The organism is Oleiharenicola sp. Vm1 (assembly GCF_047777955.1).
In the GTDB taxonomy this organism is placed as follows: domain Bacteria; phylum Verrucomicrobiota; class Verrucomicrobiia; order Opitutales; family Opitutaceae; genus Didemnitutus.
Genome location: NZ_CP180537.1, coordinates 4,232,185 through 4,250,674, shown reverse-complemented (window position 1 = coordinate 4,250,674; position 18,490 = coordinate 4,232,185). Strand labels below are relative to the sequence as shown.

Genomic DNA, 18,490 nt, shown 5'->3' with positions numbered 1-18,490 from the left:
GCCGTCAGTTCCGGGCGCCCGGCTTCCGCGGTCCACCGCTGACCTGGAGCCGGAAGTCGTTCAGCCATTTGGCGTCGGGGGAGGCGACGTAGCGGGCAAAGAGCGATTCGCCGAGCCGCTGGCGCAGGCGCTCCTCCGCGCGCGCGGCGACGGCGCGGGTCGGCACGGCGAAGCCGCGCGGCTTCTCGTAGTCGCCCCAGAATTGCTCGCGAATCCACCAGGCGTCGAGGGCGGTGGCGGCGTCGATCTCCTCGCCGAGCGCGTCGTGCATGCGCGCGAACTTCGGCTCGGCGCTGGCGAGGTAGACGGCGAAGCGGTCGTCGCCGATCAGGTCGCGGATGCGGCGCCAGTGGTCGAGGCGGGCGTCGCGCTGGCCGGCGCGCTGCTTGCGGCCGTCCGGTCCGGCGCTGGCCTCGAACTCGCGCTGCCAGTCGTAGATCGTGCGGCGCTCGTCGTCGGTCAGCGGGACGTCCTCGAAGTGCCGCGCGGTCCGCTGCGCCGACGGCGAGTTCATGAGGCGGAACTCGCCGATCTGGTCGTAGTCGAGCGTGCGCAGCACGGCGCGTTGCCAGCGCGAAGTGGCGAGCAGGAGCGATTCGCCGCGGTGCGCGGGATCGATCTCGATGCCGGTGGCGGCGCGCAGCCGGGCGGCGCGGAGGCGCGGGACGAAGGCGCGGTCGACCTCCTTGATCGCGGCGACCTGCTCCGGCCGCAGCCAGCCCCACTCGCGCGGGACGTCGATGTGCCAGAGCGCCTCGAGCCGGGGCGCGAACCAGGCCAATTCCTCCGCGTTCGCGCCGCGGCGGCGCAGGCGCGCGAGGCTGGCGTCCGCGTCCTCGTCGGCGTGCAGCGCGCGCCAGAACTCGTTCTCGCGGTCGATGCGCCGCACCTCGTCGGGCGTGAGGAGTTTTTCCTGAGCGGGAGCGAGCGCTGAAATCGCGAGCAGACAAGCGGCCGACAGAACGGCACGCAGACCGGAACGGCGGCGGAGCGGGGTGGGAAGCATGGTCTCGGACGTGGCCCGCGTCCGATGGGGACTGTGCACGGGGCGGCCGCCAAGTCGACGGCCGAGTGGCCGGTTGCTTAGGCCGGCGGCGCGTCCTGCAGGAGGCGGGCGAGGAGCCGGCGGGCGCGGAGGATGCCGGCGACGCGGCGCGTGGCGGGGTCGGCGACGACGGGGAGGGTCTTGTAGCCGTATTCGCGGAAGGCGGAGGCGGCGAGCAGTGCGGTGTCGGTCGCGGCGATCGCGGCCGGGTTCTTGACCATGAAGCTTGCGACCGGCGTCTCCGGCGCGGCCCCGTCGCCCTGCACGCGCAGGAGGTCGGTGAGGGTGACGAGGCCCTCGAGGCGGTCGCCGGCGCCGACGACATAGAAGACGTCGTTGGCGGAGCCGGCGAAGGCGCGCGTGACCTCGCGCAGCGTGGCGGTCGGGGCGAGGAAGGGGTGCGGTGCGGGCTCGATGAAGTCGGCGAGCGCGAGCGAGCGCAGCGTGCCGACGATCTGCGGCCGCTCCTGCCAGAACGTGCTCGAGCGGCGCGTGAGGGCGGAGGTAAGCGCGGCGCGGAGCGGCGCGAGGGACTTCGAGATGGTGGTGAAGACGTGGCGGCCCATCACGATCACCTCGACCACGCCGCGGGCGCGGACGGAGGCGGAGCGCGGCCGGTTGTTGAGCAGGGCCTGTTCGCCGAAGAAGCAGCCGGCGCCGAGCACGGCGATGACCTCGCCCTCGGGTTTCTCCGGCGTGGTGCGGACGACCTCCACCTCGCCGCTCTCGATGACGTAGAAGGCGGCCGGCGGCTCGTCCTGCTTGATGATGAAGTCGCCCGGCTCGTAGTGCGCGTGGGTGACGCGCTCGGTCGGGTCGGTGCGGACGTAGGCGAGGTCGCGGGGGAAGAGCAGCAGCCAAGCCCAGTCGGCGCCGACCTGGATGCGGCGGCCCCACGACGGCATCTTGAAGAGGTAGACGCCGCGCCAGGTGAACCAGGCCCAGAAGCCGCTGAGGCGGAAGCCGAACAGCTCGGCCACGGCGCTGTGGCCGCCGATGGAGCAGAGCTGGCCGAGGACGCGGAAGGTGAACGGGCGCGTCGGCTCGCCGCGGAGGACGCGGACGAGGTTCTGGGCGCATTGGCGGCCCTGGCGTTCGGCGAACTGGCCGGTGGGCGGCGAAGGCTGGCCGTCGTGGGCGTTGAGGACGACGGCGCAGTCGCCCAGCGCCCAGGCGTCGGCGCGGCCGCGCAGGCGCAGGTCGGGCTCGGTGAGGAGGCGGCCCTTTTCCTTCGGTGCGTCCATCCGCTCGACGAAGGGGGCGGCGGTGCTGCCGATGGTGCAGACGATGGTGCCGCCGCGGACAAAGCCGTCCTTCGTGCCCACGCCCTCGCCGGTGGCGAGGGTGACGCGGGCGTTGAGCCGCATCGCGACGCCCGCGGCTTCCATCTTTTCCCGGGCGAACTCGCGCAGCTGCGGGCTGATTTCCGGGAGGAGCTGGTCGCGCGAGTGGATGAGCGTGACGCTGACGTCCGCGGGGCGGATGTGGTGGAAGAAGCGCAGGCTGCCGCGCACGAGGTCGTTGATCTCGCCCGCGGCCTCCACGCCGCTGTAGCCGCCGCCGACGACGATGAAGGAGAGATACCAGCGACGCTTCTCCGGGTCGTCGCAGACCTCGGCGCGCTCGAGCTGCTGGAGCACGTGGGTGCGCAGGACGGCGGCGTCGCCGACGGTTTTCAGCGGGAAGGCGTGGTCGGCCATGCCGGGCACGACGTTGAGGTTGGAGACGTTGCCGGCGGCGATGACGACGTGGTCGTAGCCCAGGCGGGCGGGGGAGCCGTCGTGGGCGACGAACTCCACCTCGCGGCGGGCGAGGTCGACGTGCAGGACCTCCTCGGTGCGGCAGACGACGTCGGGCAGCAGCTGGCGGAGCGGCACGATGACGTCCTGCAAGCTGAGCGACGAGCCCACGGCGTCGGCCAGCAGCGGGCTGAAGACGAGGTGGTTCTCGCGGTTGAAGAGGACGACGTCGGCGTCGTTGCGGCGGAGTTCGCGCCGGAGGGTCTGCGCGCACTTCACCCCGCCGAAGCCGCCGCCGATGATGACGATGCGAGTGCGAGCCATGCGCGTGGGATGCCGGTAGGGTGCGCAACTCGCCGGGAATCGCAACCCGGGATGGCGGAGAGGGGGGGATTCGAACCCCCGATACCTTGCGGTATACGCGCTTTCCAAGCGCGCGCATTCGACCACTCTGCCACCTCTCCAGTGACCAAGGGAAGGTGGACTAAGCGGAGTGCAGCGGCGGCGGTCAACGGAAATTCCGAGTCCCCGAAAATCTCCGGTGGCGATGACAGGCGCGGCGTTTCGCGCCGCACGAAAGAACCGAAATTCCTCCGGCGTGCATGACACGCTTATGTAGGGGGAAATTTACCAAAACGGCCTTGCCCGAGAGGTCGCGGTTGGTAGGGTGCGGTGCATTTTTTTCTACGCGCCTACCGACATGGTTTCTCCCAACACAGACCTGAGTTACGACAGCAAGATCGAGGGCAACGTGATCCCGACGACGCTGGACTCGGCGATCAACTGGATCCGCAACAATTCCATGTGGCCGATGCCCATGGGCCTCGCCTGCTGCGCCATCGAGCTGATGGCGTCCGGCGGCAGCAAGTTCGACATCGCGCGCTTCGGCGCGGAGGTCATGCGCTTCTCCCCCCGCCAGGCCGACTGCATGATCGTGGCCGGCACCGTCACCTACAAGATGGCCCCGCAGGTCCGCCGCATCTACGACCAGATGGCGGCGCCGAAGTGGGTCATCGCCATGGGCGCCTGCGCTTCCACCGGCGGCATGTATCGCAGCTATGCGACGCTGCAGGGCGTCGACCGCATCATCCCCGTGGACGTCTATGTCAGCGGCTGCCCGCCGCGCCCGGAGGCGCTGCTCGACGCGCTCGTGAAACTCCAGAACAAGGTCAAACGCGAGCGTTCGGCCTCCCGCCTGCTCACCGCGTGAGCGCCGCGCCCGCCGCCATGACCGCTCCCAACGCCGACGTTATCGCCGCCGTGCAGGGCCAGTTCCCTGCCGCCACCGTCCGCCCGAGTTCGGACCACCCCGCGCTGAACGTGCCCGCCGCCGACGCGATCGCGGCGCTGCAGTTCCTCCGCGACGCCCAGGGCTACACCTATCTCACCGACGTCACCGCCATCGACTGGAGCGCGGAAAAGTCCCCGCGCTTCACCGTCGTCTGGCACCTCTACTCCCCGGCGCAGCATGCCTGGGTGCGTCTCGCCGCCGATTGCGCCGACGACGTGAATCCCGCCATGCCGACCTGCTCGCACCTCTGGGCCGGCGCCAACTGGATGGAGCGCGAGACCTACGACCTCCTCGGGGTGAAGTTCGACGGCCACCCCGACCTCCGCCGCATCCTCATGTGGGAGGGCTATCCCTTCCACCCGCTGCGCAAGGAATTCCCCCTCGCCGGCCTGCCGACCGACCTGCCCGACGCCGAGATCGCCGCCGAGGTCAAGGTCGGCGCGATCGCCGCGCCCATGGCCGGCGGCCCCTTCGTCGCCACGCCCGGCGAGCCGATGAGCGACGCCGAACCGCGCGCCAAGGACGAATCCTGGAACGAGCGCCGCCCGAAGCCTGACAACGCCTGAACCCGATGGCCACCGAGCATATTTTCACCGACGCCTCCGCGAAGACCGCGACGAACTTCCCCAAGGAATTCGATCCGGAGAAGATGTCCCTCTCCATGGGGCCGTCGCACCCGTCCACCCACGGCGTGCTCCGCATCCAGTTCGAGCTCGACGGCGAGACCGTCACCAAGGCCGAGCCCGTCATCGGCTACCTGCACCGCGGCGACGAGAAGCTGGCGGAGAACATGACCTACAACCAGTTCGTCCCCTACACGGACCGGCTGGACTACATCGCCCCGCTGGCGAACAACCACACCTTCGCCCACGCCGTCGAGCAGCTCGCCGGCCTGAAGGTCCCCGACCGCGTCAACGCCATCCGCGTCCTCACCTCCGAGATGGCGCGCCTGTCGTCGCACCTCCTCGGCCTCGGCGCCTTCGGCATCGATGTCGGCGCGTGGACGGTGTTCATGTATACCTTCACCGAGCGCGAGAAGCTCTACACGCTCTTCGAGAAGCTCACCGGCGCCCGCTTCACCACCAGCTACAGCCGCATCGGCGGCGTCGCCCGCGACCTCCCGCCGGGCTGGCTCGAGGAAGTCGACGCGTTCTGCGACCAGTTCCTCCCGATCCTCGACGAGGTGCTCGCGCTGCTCTCGCGCAACAAGATCTTCCTCGACCGCACCGTCGGCGTCGGCGTCATCTCCAAGGAGGACGCGATCGCCTACAGCCTCAGCGGGCCCAACCTCCGCGGCTCGGGCGTGGCGATGGACCTGCGCAAGGACCGCCCGTATTGGGGCTACGACCAATACGACTTCGACGTGCCGATCGGCTCGAAGGGCGACTGCTACGACCGCTACCTCGTCCGCGGCGAGGAGATGAAGCAGTCGGTCCGCATCATCAAGCAGGTGCTCAAGAAATTCCCCGCCGGCGACTACTACGCGCCCGACGCGCGCCGCATCTTCGCCCCGCGCAAGGACAAGGTCCTCTCCTCCATGGAGGAGCTGATCAACAACTTCATGATCGTGACCGAGGGCCCGCAGATGCCCGCGGGCGAAGTCTACTTCGAGCACGAGAACCCGAAGGGCCTGCTCGGCTTCTACATCGTCTCGAAGGGCGGCGGCGTGCCGTATCGCTTGAAGATCCGCGGCCCGTCCTTCAACAACCTCTCCATCCTGCCCAAGCTCTGCGTCGGCTGCCTCGTCTCCGACGTCGTCTCCATCCTCGGCTCGCTCGACTTCGTCATGGGCGAGTGCGACCGCTGATTTCCCGTGCTGATGAATCTGAAGCCCGAAACTTTCGCCAAGATCGACGAGGTCATCACCCACTACCCGGTGAAGCGCAGCGCCACGCTGCCGCTTCTCCACCTCATCCAGGAGGACGCCGGCTACATCTCCGACCAGGCCATCGAGTGGGTCGCCGCCAAGCTCGAGCTGCAGCCGATCAACGTCTACGAGGTCGTGACCTTCTACCCGATGTTCCGCCGCCAGCCGATCGGCCGGCGCCACATCAAGGTCTGCCGCACGCTCTCCTGCGCCATCATGGGCGGCTACAAGGTCTGCGAGCAGTTCGAGAAGGAATTCCACACCCACCGCGGCGAGATCTCGCCCGACGGCGAGGTCACGGTCGAGTTCGTCGAGTGCCTCGCCTCCTGCGGCACCGCGCCGGTCGCGATGATCGACGACGAGCTGCATACCAACCTCGACGCCGCCAAGGTGAAGAAACTCGCGGACCAGATCCGCGCGGAGGCCAAGCAACGCCCATGAGGAAAATCCGTCTCCTGCACGTGCCGCCGATCCGCTTCGGGATCGTCCTCGGGATCATCAACGGCGTGATCGGGATGATCACGGCGCCGATCCTGCTGCTCTCGCTCGGCGCGGCCGCGACCTGGGACACGAATCTCCTCCCGCGCTTCCTCGGCATCCCCTGGCTCTTCGCCGGCGGCGCCGCGCTGTTCATGCCCTTCATCCACCTCGTCGGCGGCTTCGTCGTCGGCGTGCTGCTGGGCATGATCTACAACCTCGCCGCCCGCTGGACCGGCGGCATCGAGATCATCGTCGACGACAAATGAGCGCGACCGGACCCAAGCTCTTCGTCTACGGCACGCTCCGCTCCAGCGGCTCGCACGAGATGGCGCGCCTGCTCCGCGCGAATTCCACGCTTATCGGTCCCGCCGAGCTCCCGCAGTCGCGCCTGCTCAACGTCGGCCGCTACCCCGGCGTCGTCCGCGCCGCCGGCGAGCGCACGACCGTGAAGGGCGACCTTTTCCAGCTGACCGACCCCGCCGTGCTCGGCCGCCTCGATCGCTACGAGGACTGCGACCTGCGCGCGCCGAAGGCTTCCGAGTTCATCCGCCGCCAGCGCCTCGTGCGCCTGCGCAACGGCCGCCGCGCCCGCGCCTGGGTCTACGAATACAACCGCCCGACCGCCGGCCTCACGCCCATCGCCTCCGGCGTCTACCGCCCCGTCTGATTTCCCGCCCCCTTTCCACATGCCCGCTCCGCAACAACGCCGCATCATCTTCGCTCACATCGACGAGCCCGGCTACACCAACGACCTCGCCTGCTACCTCAAGCACGGCGGTTACGAGGTGCTGAAGCGCGCCGTGACGCGCCCGCCCGCGGAGCTGATCGACGAGGTCAAGAAGTCCGGCCTGCGCGGCCGCGGCGGCGCGGGTTTCCCCTGCGGCGTGAAGTGGACGCTCGTCGACCGCAAGAGCGGCAAGCCCATCTACCTCGTCGTGAACGCCGACGAGTCCGAGCCCGGCACCTTCAAGGACCGCTACATCATCCATCAGGACCCGCACCAGCTGATCGAGGGCATCATGATCACCTGCTTCGCGAACAACGTGAAGCAGGCCTACATCTACATCCGCGGCGAGATGCCGATCGGCGCGCGCATCCTCGAGAAGGCCATTCAGGAAGCGCGCGACGCCAACCTCTGCGGCAAAAACATCCTCGGGACCGGCTACAGCTGCGACATCTTCGTCCACCGCGGCGCCGGCGCCTACATCTGCGGCGAGGAAACCGGCCTGATCGAGTCGCTCGAAGGCAAGCGCCCGTATCCGCGCATCAAGCCCCCGTATTTCCCCGCCGTCCTCGGCCTCTACCAGTGCCCGACGATCGTGAACAACGTCGAGACGCTCTGCCATGTGAAGCACATCGTGGACATGGGCGGCGACAACTACGCCAAGATCGGCACGCCCAACAACACCGGCACGCGCATCTTCTGCGTCTCCGGCCACGTGCAGCGGCCGGGTTACTACGAATTCGAGACCGGCAAGATCACGATGGGCCAGCTGCTCAACGAGGTCTGCGGCGGCCCGCTTCCCGGGCGCAAGTTCAAGGCCGTCATCCCCGGCGGCTCGTCCGCGAAGGTGCTCCGCTTCGGCGAGAAATTTAAGCTGAAGCAGAAGGACGGCTCGTTCCTCGAACTCGCCGTGGAGGACCTGCCGATGGACTTCGACACGCTCGCCGCCGCCGGCACGATGGGCGGCTCGGGCGGCGTGATCGTGATGGACGACTCCGTCAACATGGTCGAGGCGCTCGGCAACCTGAACGCCTTCTACGCCCACGAGAGCTGCGGCCAGTGCACGCCCTGCCGCGAAGGCTCGCTGTGGATGAAGAAGATCACCGCGCGCATGGTCGAGGGCCACGGCCGCGCCAACGACGGCGAGCTGCTCAAGAACGTCGCCGACCAGATCGCCGGCCGCACCATCTGCGCGATGGGCGAGGCCTGCTCGTGGCCGACGCAGAGCTTCGTCCAGAAGTTCAGCGACGAGTTCAAAGCCTATCCCGAAACGCGCCAAGCCAAGCCGGCCGACGCGCTGCCCATCGTTTAAGAATTTTGCCCACGGAATACACAGAACACACAGAAATCATGATTTGTCATTCTGAGCGCAGCGAAGAATCCAGCAGCACGACCGCCAGTCTGCGTCGTGCCTCGCTCTTCACCACGCTCACTGGGGCATACGTTTTTTCTTCCGTGTCTTCCGTGTGTTCCGTGGGCTAATCCGAATTTTTCCGAGATGTCTTCCGCTCCCGCCAAACCCGCCGACCTCGTCACCGTCAACATCGACGGCAAGGACATCGCCGTGCCGAAGGGCACGAACGTCATCGAGGCTGCCAAGCTCCTCGGCATCGAGATCCCGCACTACTGCTACCACCCGAAGCTGAGCGTCGTCGGCAATTGCCGCATGTGCCTCATCGAAATGGGCCTGCCGGCCGTCGATCCCGCCACCAAGGCGCCGATCATGGACCCGGCCACCGGCAAGCAGAAGGTCAACTGGATGCCGCGCGCCCAGATCGGCTGCGCGACCAACGCCATGCCGGGCCTGCACATCCGCACGAATTCCCCGATGGTGAAGGAGTGCCGCGAGGGCGTGACGGAGTTCCTCCTCATCAATCACCCGCTCGACTGCCCGATCTGCGACCAGGCCGGCGAGTGCAAGCTCCAGGAACACTCCACCGCCTACGGCCGCGGCTACTCGCGCTTCGTCGAGAACAAGAACGTGAAGCCGAAGCGCACCCAGCTCGGGCCGCGCGTCACCCTCGACGACGAGCGCTGCATCCTCTGCTCGCGCTGCATCCGCTTCTCCAAGGAGGTCGCGAAGGACGACGTCCTCGGCTTCATCGATCGCGGCAGCTACAGCACGCTCACCTGCTACCCGGGCAAGAAGCTCGAGAACAATTACTCGCTCAACACCGTCGACATCTGCCCCGTCGGCGCGCTCACCTCGACCGATTTCCGCTTCAAGATGCGCGTGTGGTTCCTCAAGGAAACCCCGAGCATCGACACCGAGTCCTCCGTCGGCGCCAACACCGTCGTCTGGTCCCGCGAGGGCGTCATCTACCGCATCACGCCGCGCCAGAACGACGCCGTGAACGACACCTGGATGACCGACTCCGGCCGCCTGCTCTACAAGCAGGTGCGTGCCGAGGACCGCCTGCTTGTCCCGTCGATCAACGGCGGCACCTCCGCCTACGAGATGGCGATGAAGGCCGCGACCGACCTCCTCCGCGCCGGCTCCGTCGCCGTCGTCGGCTCCGGCCGCAGCTCCGTCGAAGAACAATTCCTCACCAAGAAACTCGCCGCCGCGCTCAAGGCGCCGGTCGCGCTCGTCAGCCGGGTGGGGAAGGGCGACGGCATCCTCCTCTCCGCCGACCGCAACCCGAACGTCCGCGGCGCGCTCGTCACCGGCCTCATCTCCGCTCTTCCGTCGCAGCAACTCACGTCGCTCGCGGCCGACATCGACACCGGCAAGGTGAAGACCGTCGTCGCGATCAACGAGGACCTCGCCGCCGCCGGCCTCACCGCCGCGCAGCTCGAGAAGGTCGCCGTGATCTACCTCGGCACGCACAAGAACGCCACCAGCGCCGCGGCCAAGGTCGTGCTCCCGACGCTCACCGTCTTCGAAAAGGCCGGCACGTTCGTGAACCAGCAGTTCCGCCTGCAGAAGTTCACCAAGGCCGTCCCCGGTCCCGAAGGCCTCGCCGACGATCTCGTCACGCTGGCCAACCTCGCCGCCGCCGCGGGCGCCGGCGCGCTCCCGTCCGATCTCACCGGCCTCTGGGCCGTGCTCGCCGCCGAGGTCCCGGCCCTCGCCGGCCTCAGCTACGCGAAGCTCCCCGCCACCGGCACGCTGCTCGACAGCGCGGCGTGGGCCGGCCTGCCCTTCGTCGAAGGCGAGACGCTCCACTTCAAACCCGCCGCCGTCCCCGCGGCCGCCAACGCCTGATGCGCCATGGTTGAATTCTGGCAAAACCTCCACCCGGCCGTGCAGCTCTTCGTCAAGGGCCTCGCGGTGGTGCTCGTCATCTTCCCGCTCGGCGGCATCGGCTCGCTCGCGGAGCGCAAGATTTCCGCCTGGATCCAGGGTCGCCCCGGCCCGAACCGCGCGATTCCGATCTGGTTTGCCTGGGTGCCGGTGCTCGGACCGTTCCTCCAGCGGCTCGGCGTCTTCCATCTCATGGCCGACGGCCTGAAGATGCTGTTCAAGGAGGACGCGCTCCCCGGCCACGTGAACAAGGTCTACTTCGTCCTCGCGCCGATCGTTGCGATGATCCCCGCGCTCACGACCGTCACCGCCGTGCCGTTCGGCGCCTACCTCAACGGCCAGGGCGAACTCGTCCCACTCGTGCTGGCCAACCTCGACGTCGGCATCCTCGCGGTGTTCGCCGTCTCCTCGCTCGGCGTCTACTCGCTCATCATCGCCGGCTGGGCCTCGAACTCGAAGTATCCCTTCCTCGGCGGCATCCGCGCCTCGGCGCAGCTCATCTCGTATGAGCTCTCGATGACGCTCTCCGTGCTGCCGGTGTTCCTCTGGATCAACGCCCCGGGCACGAACGGCTCGCTCAGTCTCTTCAACGTCGTGCAATTCCAGAGCGGCACCGATTTCCTCGGCGGCCTGTGGTTCTTCTTCCTCATGCCGGTGTCGGCGCTGGTCTTCCTCGTCGCGCTCTTCGCCGAGACCAACCGCCTGCCCTTCGATATGGCCGAGGGCGAGGCCGATCTCGTCGGCGGCTTCCACACCGAATACGGCGCGTTCAAGTGGGGCCTCTTCTTCGTCGCCGAATACGCGCACATGATCGTCGGCTCCGGCGTCTTTGTGCTCCTGTTCCTCGGCGGCTGGAACCCGCTGCCCTGGCTGCCGCTGGAGAAGGTGCTCGCCTGGTTCGGCGTGGCGTCGAATCCGTTCATCTTCGGGATCGCCTCCATCGTGGTCTTCCTCGCGAAGGTGCTCTTCTTCATCTTCGTCTTCATGTGGGTCCGCTGGACCGTGCCGCGCTTCCGCTACGACCAGGTGATGAAGCTCGGCTGGCAGAAGCTGCTCCCGCTCGCGATCGGCAACCTGCTCTTCTACGCCGCCGCCATCGCCATCATCGAACTCCACCTCGGCATCGCGGCCTGGGTCGCGCTGGCGCTCGCCACGATCGTGGCGCTCTTCGCCATCCTCCGCCCGCAGGCCCAGGCGGCCCTCTGACCCCTTCCGCGCATGGCTTACGTCGTCGAACGCAAACCCCTCTCGCTCTCCGAGCGCCTCTACATCCCGCAGGTCCTCGCGGGCATGAAGACCACGCTGAAGCACTTCTTCGCCCCCAAGGTGACGATGGAGTATCCGGAGCAGCGCCCCGCCATCCCGCCCGGCTACCGCGGCGTCCCCACGCTGGTGAAGGATCCGCACGGCCGCGAGAAGTGCGTCTCCTGCCAGCTCTGCGAGTTCGTCTGCCCGCCCAAGGCCATCCGCATCACGCCGGGCGAGATCCCGCCGGACGCCGCCCACGCCCACGTCGAGAAGGGGCCCAAGGCCTTCGACATCGACATGCTCCGCTGCATCTACTGCGGCCTGTGCCAGGAAGTCTGCCCGGAGGAGGCGATCTGGCTGCAGAACCAATACTCGATGTCCGGCTACACCCGCGCCGAGATGGTGAACGACAAGGCGAAGCTCTACGAACTCGGCGGCACGCTGCCCGACGCGCATTTCAAGTGGGACAAGAAGAAGGCCGCCGAGGCACGCGGCAACGCCCACCACTAAGCCATGGCCAACCTGCTCTTCTACATCTTCGCGTTCCTGACGGTCGCCTGCGCGGCGCTCGTCGTGGTGAACAAGAACCCGGTGAACGGCGCGATGTTCCTGCTCCTGTCGCTGGTCGGCATGGCGGGCCTCTTCGTCATGCTCGACGCCGCCCTGCTGGCCTTCGTGCTCCTGCTCGTCTACGCCGGCGCGGTCGTGGCGCTGTTCCTCTTCATCATCATGCTGCTCGACACCCGCCCCGAGCACCTGAAGCCCTTCAAGAAGCTCAGCGTCTTCGCCGCCACCGTCGGCGGCGCGTTGCTGCTCCTCGGCGTCTACTCGCTCTCGCACCGCGTCATGCTCTCCTCCGCCCCGCCGGCCGGCCCGGTGCCGACGCTGAAGAACTACGCCGAACAGCTCTTCACCACCTACCTCCTGCCGGTGCAGGTCGTCGGCTTCATGCTCCTGATCGCCATGCTCGGCGTCATCGTGCTCTCGAAGAAATTCGCCCCCGTGGAGGACGCCCAATGAACGCCGCCATCGGCCTCAACGCCTACATCCTGGTCAGCCTGCTGCTCTTCGTCATCGGCTTCATCGGCGTCCTGCTGCGCAAGAACACGCTCGTGATCTACATGTGCCTCGAGCTCATGCTGCTCGCCTCGACCCTCGCGCTGGTGGCGTTCTCACGCTTCAACGGCACCCTCGACGGCTCCGTCTTCGTCTTCTTCATCCTCACGATCGCGGCGGCCGAGGTCGCCGTCGGCCTCGCCATCATCGTCGCCCTCTTCCGCAAGCGCCACACGGTGCAGGTGGAAGAACTGACCGCGCTCAAGAACTGACATGTCTCCCGTTCAGTCCGCTCTCCTTCTGCTCCTCACGCCGCTCGCGTCCGCCACGCTGATCGCGCTGGCCCTGCGGCGCGCGGGCGCCGTCGCCCAGTGGGTCTCGGTCGCCGCGGCCGCCGTCGTCTGCGCGGTGTCGCTCCAGTTCGTGTTCAACGGCACCGACGTGAACGCCTCGCTCGAGTGGCTGCGCTTCGGCGGCTTCTCCGTGTCGCTCGGCTTCAAGATCGACGCCCTGGCGCGCCTGATGCTGTTCGTCGTCGGCTTCGTCGGCTTCCTCATCCACGTCTTCTCCGTGGGCTACATGCACGACGACGCGGCCCGCGCCCGCTTCTTCGGCGGCCTCTCGATCTTCATGTTCTCGATGCTCGGCATCGTCGTCGCCGACTCGCTGTTCATGATCTTCATCTTCTGGGAGCTCGTCGGCTTCAGCTCCTACCTCCTGATCGGCCACTACCTCCACAAGCAGTCCGCCGCCGACGCCGCGAAAAAGGCCTTCATCGTCAACCGCGTCGGCGACTTCGGCTTCCTGCTCGGCATCGTCTGGTGCTACTGGGCCTTCGGCACGACCAACCTCAATGCGCTCGCCTTCAAGGCCGGCGCCGCCGGCACGGTCATCTCCGCCGCCCTGCCGCTGCTCCTCTTCTGCGGCGCCGTCGGCAAGTCCGCGCAGATGCCGCTGCACGTCTGGCTCCCCGACGCGATGGAGGGCCCGACGCCCGTCTCCGCACTCATCCACGCCGCCACGATGGTCGCCGCCGGCGTCTACATGCTGTGCCGGATCAATTTCCTCATGGTGCCCGAGGCGCTGAACGTCATCGCCGCCCTCGGCACGATCACCGCGCTCTACGCCGCGCTCTGCGCCGTCGTGCAACGCGACATCAAGAAGGTCCTCGCCTACTCCACGCTCTCGCAGCTCGGCTACATGGTCGCGGCCTTCGGCTTGGGCTCGCTGGCGGTGACGCATGAGGGCAGCGCCCACTCGGTCGTGCTCGCCGCCGGCGTCGGCGCCGCGATGTTCCACCTCACCACGCACGCCTTCTTCAAGGCGCTGCTCTTCCTCGGTTCCGGCTCCGTCATCCACGGCTGCCACCACGAGCAGGACATCTTCCAGATGGGCGGCCTGCGCAAGAGCATGCCGATCACGTTCCTCACGTTCACTCTCGGCGTGCTCGCGATCATCGGCTTCCCGTTTCTCGCCGGCTTCTTCTCCAAGGACGCGATCCTCTACCTTGCGTTCAAGAAGAACACCCTGATCTTCGCCGCCCTGGCCTTCACCGCGATCCTGACCTCGTTCTACATGGTCCGCATGTGGAAGATCGTCTTTCTCGGCGAGGCCCGCTCCGAGGAAGCCAAGCACGCGCATGAGAGCGGCCTGGTCATGACGCTGCCGCTCATGTTGCTCGCCGGGCTGTCGATTTCCGGCGGCTATCCCGCGATCTTCGGCAAGCTCGCCGGCTCGGTGATGAGCCTCGTGCCCGACGCCCACAACGACCACGCCGCGCACCCGATCATCCTCGGCACCTCGCTCGCCGTCATGCTCCTCGGCGCCGGCGCCGCCTGGCTCTTCTACCCGGCGGCCGCGACCGACGCCCTCGAGTCGAAGGCCGGCGGCCTGTTCCGCGGCCTGGTGGCGCTCAAGGAATCCTTCGACGCCGTCTACGACTACTACGTGGCCAAGGTGCAGCAGCGCTTCGCGATGCTGCTCAACTTCCTCGAACAGATCTTCCTCGCAGGCCTGATTATCCGCGGCTGCGCGGGCCTGGTCGGCCTCGTCGGTCTCGGCGTCCGCGCGCTGCATGTCGGCAGCCTGCACGCCTACGTCTACTGGTTCCTGCTCGGCGCCGTGCTCCTCTGGGGCTTTGCCGCGGGCATTTTCTAACACACTTCGATGGACGCCTCCTCCAACGCCCTTCTCCTGCAGCTCGCGATCGCCACGCCGCTCCTCGTCGCGCTGGCCATCGGCCTCGGCCTGCCGAAGCGTTTCGCGACCAAACTGGCGGCGGTCGCCTTCATCTGGCCCGCGCTCATCGCCGTCTGGCTGTGGAAGGAGTTCCCGGCCGACGCCGGCAACACCTACCAGTTCCTGAGCAAGACCGACACCGGCCTCGGCGGCTTCGGCATCGCGCTGAAGCTCGGCCTCAACGGCGTCTCGCTGCCGATGTTCCTGCTCGCCGCCATCGTCGGCCTCGCCGCCGGCATCTACGCGCTGCGCTCCAACGCCGAGCGCCTGAAGATCTACCTGATGCTCCTGCTCGTCATGCAGGGCGGCCTGCTCGGCACCTTCGCGTCGGTGGACATCTTCTTTTTCTACTTCTTCCACGAACTCGCGCTCATCCCGACCTTCATCATGGTCGGCATCTGGGGCGGGCGCGACCGCAACTACGCGGCGATGAAGATGACGATCTACCTCACCGTCGGCGCCATGCTCTCGCTCGCCGGCCTGATTGCCATCTACACCAAGAGCGGCGCGGAGTCGTTCGACCTCGTCACGCTGCGCGCCGAACTCGCCGCCAACCCGCTGTCGGTCACGGCGCAGAAATACATCTTCGGCCTGCTGATGTTCGGCTTCGGCACGCTCGTCTCCCTCTGGCCGCTGCACACCTGGGCCCCGCTCGGCTACGGCGCCGCGCCGTCGTCCGCCGCCATGCTCCACGCCGGCGTGCTCAAGAAGTTCGGCCTCTACGGCCTGATCCAGATCGCGCTGCCGCTCCTGCCCGCCGGCGCCCAGGCCTGGGCCTGGCCGCTCGCGGTCCTCGCCGCCGTCGGCAACGTCCTCGTCATCGGCTTCATCACCATCGCCCAGCGCGACCTCAAGCAGATGCTCGGCTACAGCTCGGTCATGCACATGGGCTACTGCTTCCTCGGCATCGCGACGCTGTCCGTCATCGGCACGGGCGGCGTGGTGCTCCTGATGATCGCGCACGGCCTGTCCGTTGCGCTGCTCTTCCTCCTCGCCACCAGCGTCCACCACCGCACGCACACCTTCGACCTGACGGAGATGGGCGGCCTCGCGCAGAAGACGCCGGTGCTCGCCGCGTTCTTCGTCGCCGGCACCCTGGCCAGCATCGGCCTGCCTGGCTTCGCCAACTTCTGGGGCGAACTCACCGTCTTCGTCTCGCTCTGGCAGTTCTCGCCCGCGCTCACCGCCGTCGCCGTCGCCGGCGTGATCATCTCCGCCGTCTACGGCCTGCGCGCCGCGGCCCGCGTGTTCTTCGGGCCCGCCACCGAGTCGCTCAACACCGTGCTCGCGAAGCACCCGGCGACCGACCTCGCCTGGACCGAGCGCCTGCCGGCCCTGATCCTCCTCGCCGCGCTGCTCGTCGTCGGCTTCTGGCCGAAGACGATCTCGACCGCCGCCAACGCCGCGCTGACCGCCCCGACCCCCGCCGTCGTGCGCAGCGTCTCCTCCCGCTGATTTTCCGCCGCCATGTCGACTGAACTCCTCCAAGCTGCCGCCGACTCGAATCAGTGGGCCGCCATCTTCCCCGAGCTGATCCTCGCGTGCGCGGCGCTCGGCCTCCTCGCGCTGGAGATCGTGCTGCCGAAGAGCCAGCACCGCCTCATCCCCACCGCCGCCGTCATGGCGTTGCTCGCGGTGCTGGCGGGCCTCGTGATCAATTTCGACACCGCGTGGCTGGGTGAATCGACCTTCGCCGGCCTCCTCCGCCACAACATGCCCGGGCAGATCGCGCGCGTGTTCTTCACGATCTCCAGCCTCCTCGTCTGCTCGATCGCCAGCGTGGTCCTGCCGCGGAGCAAGATGCCGCGGGTGGAGTTCTACCACCTCGTGCTCGTCATCACGGCGGCGATGATGCTGCTGGTGCAGAGCAACCACTTCGTGATGTTCTTCGTCGCGCTCGAGACGATCACGATCGGCTTCTACATCCTCGTCTCCTACTTCCGCGACAACGCCCTCACGCTCGAGGCCGGCCTGAAGTATCTCGTCACCGGCGCGCTCAGCTCGGCCATCATGCTCTTCGGCATCGTGCTGCTCTACGGCGCGGTCGGCCGCGTCGAGTCGGGCGGCGTGGTGCACACCGGCTTCGAGTTCGACGTCGTGGCCGATTTCCTCGCGAAGAACCCGGACAACTTCCTCGGCCTCCTCGGCGCGCTGCTCGTGCTGAGCGGCGTCGGCTTCAAGATCGGTGCGTTCCCGTTCCAGATCTGGATTCCCGACGTCTATCAGGGCGCGCCGACGCCCGTGACCGCGTTCCTCGCCGTCAGCTCGAAGGCCGCCGGCTTCGCCGTGCTGCTCACCCTCGTGCACAACGTCTTCGCCCCGCTCGAGGCCGTGCTCGTGCCGGTGCTCTCGACCCTCGCCGCCGCGACGCTCCTCTTCGGCAACCTCTCCGCGCTCACGCAGCGCAACGCCAAGCGCCTGATGGGCCTGTCCGGCGTCTCGCACGCGGGCTTCCTGCTCCTCGGCGTCACCGCCTCGGTCACGGTGCCGTGGGCCAGCGGCGCGGTGTGGTTCTACCTCTTTACCTACATGTTCGCCTCGATGGCCGTGTTCGGCGTCATGGCGCACCTCGCGGGCGAGGACGACACGCAGCAGGACCTCGACGGCTACGACCGCCTGGCCAAGGACCGTCCGTTCCTCGCCGCGGTGCTCGCCATCGGCGTCGGCTCGCTCGCGGGCATCCCGCCGCTCGCCGGCTTCATGGGCAAGCTGCTCGTGTTCATGGCGGCGTTCGAAGCCAAGCTCTACACGCTCCTCGCCATCGCCATCGTCTGCGTCGTCGTCTCGATCTATTATTACTTCGGCTGGATCAAGGCCGCGTGGTTCGAGACCTGGCGCCCCGAGGGCGAAACGCCCGCTCCGGTGTCCGCCACCGCGCCCTCGCTGGTCAACACCGCCATCCTCGCCAGCCTCGCGCTGGCGACCGTGCTTCTCGGCTTCTTCCAGCAGCCGCTGTCGACCTGGCTGCTGAACCGCTGAGCACATCTGAAGCGTCCAGATAGGGCGGGGCCGCCGTGGCGATACGATGCCACGAAGATGGGGTTCGTTGCCCTCAGCGACCCTCGGGGCGGAGGCCGGCAATCCCGGCTCAGCAGCGCGAGCGACTCATTCGACATGGCAAGCAACCGGTTCTAGGGCGCAAACAATCGAGCCGGCGGCGCGAGCGGTCGGATGAGCGCTTCGAGCAACAACATGGCCCGACGGCGCAACCAACCGGCAAAGCGAAGCAACCCGGTGCGACGGCGGAGCAACACGCTCAGCGCTTCCAACAATGCTTTCGGAGCCCGAAACAATAGAGCCGGACGACAAAACAATTGAGTTGGGAGACGAAACAACTGAGTTGGCGGCTCAAGCAATGAGCGCGGCGGTTCAAGCAATCGGGTCGTCCGTGTAAACAATCGCCTTGGCGTGTAAAACAATCGGGTTGGCGTGGGAAACAATGACGCACGGCGGTCAAACAATCGCCTTGGCGCCTCAAGCAATGAGGTCGGCCGCTCAAACAATCGGGTCGGCGTGTAAAGCAATGAGTTCGGCGAGTGAAGCAATGACCCTCTC

Annotated in this window: 17 protein-coding genes and 1 tRNA gene; 15 read left to right on the top strand and 3 right to left on the bottom strand. The window is 67.6% G+C overall.

Annotated features, from left to right (window positions below):
* Positions 1-4: 4 nt before the first annotated feature.
* The 3 genes from ACMYLB_RS20385 to ACMYLB_RS20375 form a co-directional block, all read right to left on the bottom strand.
* Positions 5-1,006, bottom strand: a complete 1,002-nt coding sequence (locus tag ACMYLB_RS20385; protein ID WP_415908777.1) for a hypothetical protein — start codon at positions 1,004-1,006, stop codon at positions 5-7.
* A 77-nt stretch (positions 1,007-1,083) separates the two neighbouring features.
* Entirely contained in the window at positions 1,084-3,108 is a 2,025-nt protein-coding gene (locus ACMYLB_RS20380; RefSeq protein ID WP_415908776.1) for an FAD-dependent oxidoreductase, read from the bottom strand.
* Positions 3,109-3,160: 52 nt separating this feature from the next.
* Positions 3,161-3,248: transfer RNA gene (locus ACMYLB_RS20375), tRNA-Ser, on the bottom strand.
* Between the two features lie 236 nt (positions 3,249-3,484).
* Here ACMYLB_RS20375 and nuoB point away from each other — a divergent pair.
* From nuoB to ACMYLB_RS20300, 15 genes are all read left to right on the top strand, one after another.
* Positions 3,485-3,994, top strand: coding sequence for an NADH-quinone oxidoreductase subunit NuoB (gene nuoB, locus ACMYLB_RS20370; RefSeq protein WP_415908775.1), 510 nt, complete (start codon positions 3,485-3,487; stop codon positions 3,992-3,994).
* On the top strand, positions 3,991-4,641 hold the full coding sequence (locus ACMYLB_RS20365) for an NADH-quinone oxidoreductase subunit C (protein WP_415908774.1): 651 nt from the start codon (positions 3,991-3,993) through the stop codon (positions 4,639-4,641). The genes nuoB and ACMYLB_RS20365 overlap by 4 nt, the downstream gene beginning before the upstream one ends.
* A 5-nt stretch (positions 4,642-4,646) precedes the next feature.
* Positions 4,647-5,882 (top strand): NADH dehydrogenase (quinone) subunit D, encoded by a 1,236-nt coding sequence (gene nuoD / locus ACMYLB_RS20360; protein WP_415908773.1) that lies wholly within the window; start codon positions 4,647-4,649, stop codon positions 5,880-5,882.
* Positions 5,883-5,894: 12 nt separating this feature from the next.
* Positions 5,895-6,383 (top strand): NADH-quinone oxidoreductase subunit NuoE, encoded by a 489-nt coding sequence (gene nuoE / locus ACMYLB_RS20355; RefSeq protein WP_415908772.1) that lies wholly within the window; start codon positions 5,895-5,897, stop codon positions 6,381-6,383.
* A complete protein-coding gene (locus ACMYLB_RS20350; protein WP_415908771.1) occupies positions 6,380-6,688 on the top strand; it encodes a hypothetical protein in 309 nt (102 codons plus the stop codon). Before nuoE ends, ACMYLB_RS20350 begins: the two co-directional genes overlap by 4 nt.
* Positions 6,685-7,089: a gamma-glutamylcyclotransferase family protein gene (locus ACMYLB_RS20345; protein WP_415908770.1), complete on the top strand. Its 405-nt coding sequence runs from the start codon at positions 6,685-6,687 to the stop codon at positions 7,087-7,089. The genes ACMYLB_RS20350 and ACMYLB_RS20345 overlap by 4 nt, the downstream gene beginning before the upstream one ends.
* 19 nt (positions 7,090-7,108) lie before the next feature.
* On the top strand, positions 7,109-8,458 hold the full coding sequence (nuoF, locus tag ACMYLB_RS20340) for an NADH-quinone oxidoreductase subunit NuoF (RefSeq protein WP_415908769.1): 1,350 nt from the start codon (positions 7,109-7,111) through the stop codon (positions 8,456-8,458).
* A gap of 186 nt (positions 8,459-8,644) precedes the next feature.
* Positions 8,645-10,354, top strand: coding sequence for a 2Fe-2S iron-sulfur cluster-binding protein (locus tag ACMYLB_RS20335; RefSeq protein WP_415908768.1), 1,710 nt, complete (start codon positions 8,645-8,647; stop codon positions 10,352-10,354).
* 6 nt (positions 10,355-10,360) lie between these two features.
* A complete protein-coding gene (locus ACMYLB_RS20330) occupies positions 10,361-11,599 on the top strand; it encodes a complex I subunit 1/NuoH family protein (RefSeq protein ID WP_415908767.1) in 1,239 nt (412 codons plus the stop codon).
* Positions 11,600-11,611: 12 nt separating this feature from the next.
* On the top strand, positions 11,612-12,151 hold the full coding sequence (locus ACMYLB_RS20325; RefSeq protein WP_415908766.1) for a NuoI/complex I 23 kDa subunit family protein: 540 nt from the start codon (positions 11,612-11,614) through the stop codon (positions 12,149-12,151).
* A 3-nt stretch (positions 12,152-12,154) separates the two neighbouring features.
* Positions 12,155-12,661, top strand: coding sequence for an NADH-quinone oxidoreductase subunit J (locus tag ACMYLB_RS20320; protein WP_415908765.1), 507 nt, complete (start codon positions 12,155-12,157; stop codon positions 12,659-12,661).
* A complete protein-coding gene (nuoK, locus tag ACMYLB_RS20315; RefSeq protein ID WP_415908764.1) occupies positions 12,658-12,969 on the top strand; it encodes an NADH-quinone oxidoreductase subunit NuoK in 312 nt (103 codons plus the stop codon). Before ACMYLB_RS20320 ends, nuoK begins: the two co-directional genes overlap by 4 nt.
* A 1-nt stretch (position 12,970) precedes the next feature.
* The gene (gene nuoL, locus ACMYLB_RS20310) at positions 12,971-14,854 is read left to right on the top strand and encodes an NADH-quinone oxidoreductase subunit L (protein WP_415908763.1); all 1,884 of its coding nucleotides are present in this window, start codon (positions 12,971-12,973) and stop codon (positions 14,852-14,854) included.
* Between the two features lie 9 nt (positions 14,855-14,863).
* Positions 14,864-16,390, top strand: coding sequence for a complex I subunit 4 family protein (locus ACMYLB_RS20305; RefSeq protein WP_415908762.1), 1,527 nt, complete (start codon positions 14,864-14,866; stop codon positions 16,388-16,390).
* 12 nt (positions 16,391-16,402) lie between these two features.
* Complete coding sequence (locus tag ACMYLB_RS20300) at positions 16,403-17,914, top strand: NADH-quinone oxidoreductase subunit N (protein WP_415908761.1); 1,512 nt, start codon at positions 16,403-16,405, stop codon at positions 17,912-17,914.
* Positions 17,915-18,490: the final 576 nt, after the last annotated feature.

What these genes read in the sequence shown, in the direction of transcription:
- ACMYLB_RS20345 (WP_415908770.1), top strand. Translation starts at nt 6,685, where the DNA reads ATGAGCGCGACCGGACCCAAGCTCTTCGTCTACGGCACGCTCCGCTCC.
- ACMYLB_RS20380 (WP_415908776.1), bottom strand. Translation starts at nt 3,108, where the DNA reads ATGGCTCGCACTCGCATCGTCATCATCGGCGGCGGCTTCGGCGGGGTG.
- ACMYLB_RS20325 (WP_415908766.1), top strand. Translation starts at nt 11,612, where the DNA reads ATGGCTTACGTCGTCGAACGCAAACCCCTCTCGCTCTCCGAGCGCCTC.
- nuoL (WP_415908763.1), top strand. Translation starts at nt 12,971, where the DNA reads ATGTCTCCCGTTCAGTCCGCTCTCCTTCTGCTCCTCACGCCGCTCGCG.
- nuoK (WP_415908764.1), top strand. Translation starts at nt 12,658, where the DNA reads ATGAACGCCGCCATCGGCCTCAACGCCTACATCCTGGTCAGCCTGCTG.
- ACMYLB_RS20320 (WP_415908765.1), top strand. Translation starts at nt 12,155, where the DNA reads ATGGCCAACCTGCTCTTCTACATCTTCGCGTTCCTGACGGTCGCCTGC.
- ACMYLB_RS20305 (WP_415908762.1), top strand. Translation starts at nt 14,864, where the DNA reads ATGGACGCCTCCTCCAACGCCCTTCTCCTGCAGCTCGCGATCGCCACG.
- ACMYLB_RS20335 (WP_415908768.1), top strand. Translation starts at nt 8,645, where the DNA reads ATGTCTTCCGCTCCCGCCAAACCCGCCGACCTCGTCACCGTCAACATC.
- ACMYLB_RS20350 (WP_415908771.1), top strand. Translation starts at nt 6,380, where the DNA reads ATGAGGAAAATCCGTCTCCTGCACGTGCCGCCGATCCGCTTCGGGATC.
- ACMYLB_RS20385 (WP_415908777.1), bottom strand. Translation starts at nt 1,006, where the DNA reads ATGCTTCCCACCCCGCTCCGCCGCCGTTCCGGTCTGCGTGCCGTTCTG.
- nuoB (WP_415908775.1), top strand. Translation starts at nt 3,485, where the DNA reads ATGGTTTCTCCCAACACAGACCTGAGTTACGACAGCAAGATCGAGGGC.
- nuoF (WP_415908769.1), top strand. Translation starts at nt 7,109, where the DNA reads ATGCCCGCTCCGCAACAACGCCGCATCATCTTCGCTCACATCGACGAG.
- nuoE (WP_415908772.1), top strand. Translation starts at nt 5,895, where the DNA reads ATGAATCTGAAGCCCGAAACTTTCGCCAAGATCGACGAGGTCATCACC.
- ACMYLB_RS20300 (WP_415908761.1), top strand. Translation starts at nt 16,403, where the DNA reads ATGTCGACTGAACTCCTCCAAGCTGCCGCCGACTCGAATCAGTGGGCC.
- ACMYLB_RS20330 (WP_415908767.1), top strand. Translation starts at nt 10,361, where the DNA reads ATGGTTGAATTCTGGCAAAACCTCCACCCGGCCGTGCAGCTCTTCGTC.
- nuoD (WP_415908773.1), top strand. Translation starts at nt 4,647, where the DNA reads ATGGCCACCGAGCATATTTTCACCGACGCCTCCGCGAAGACCGCGACG.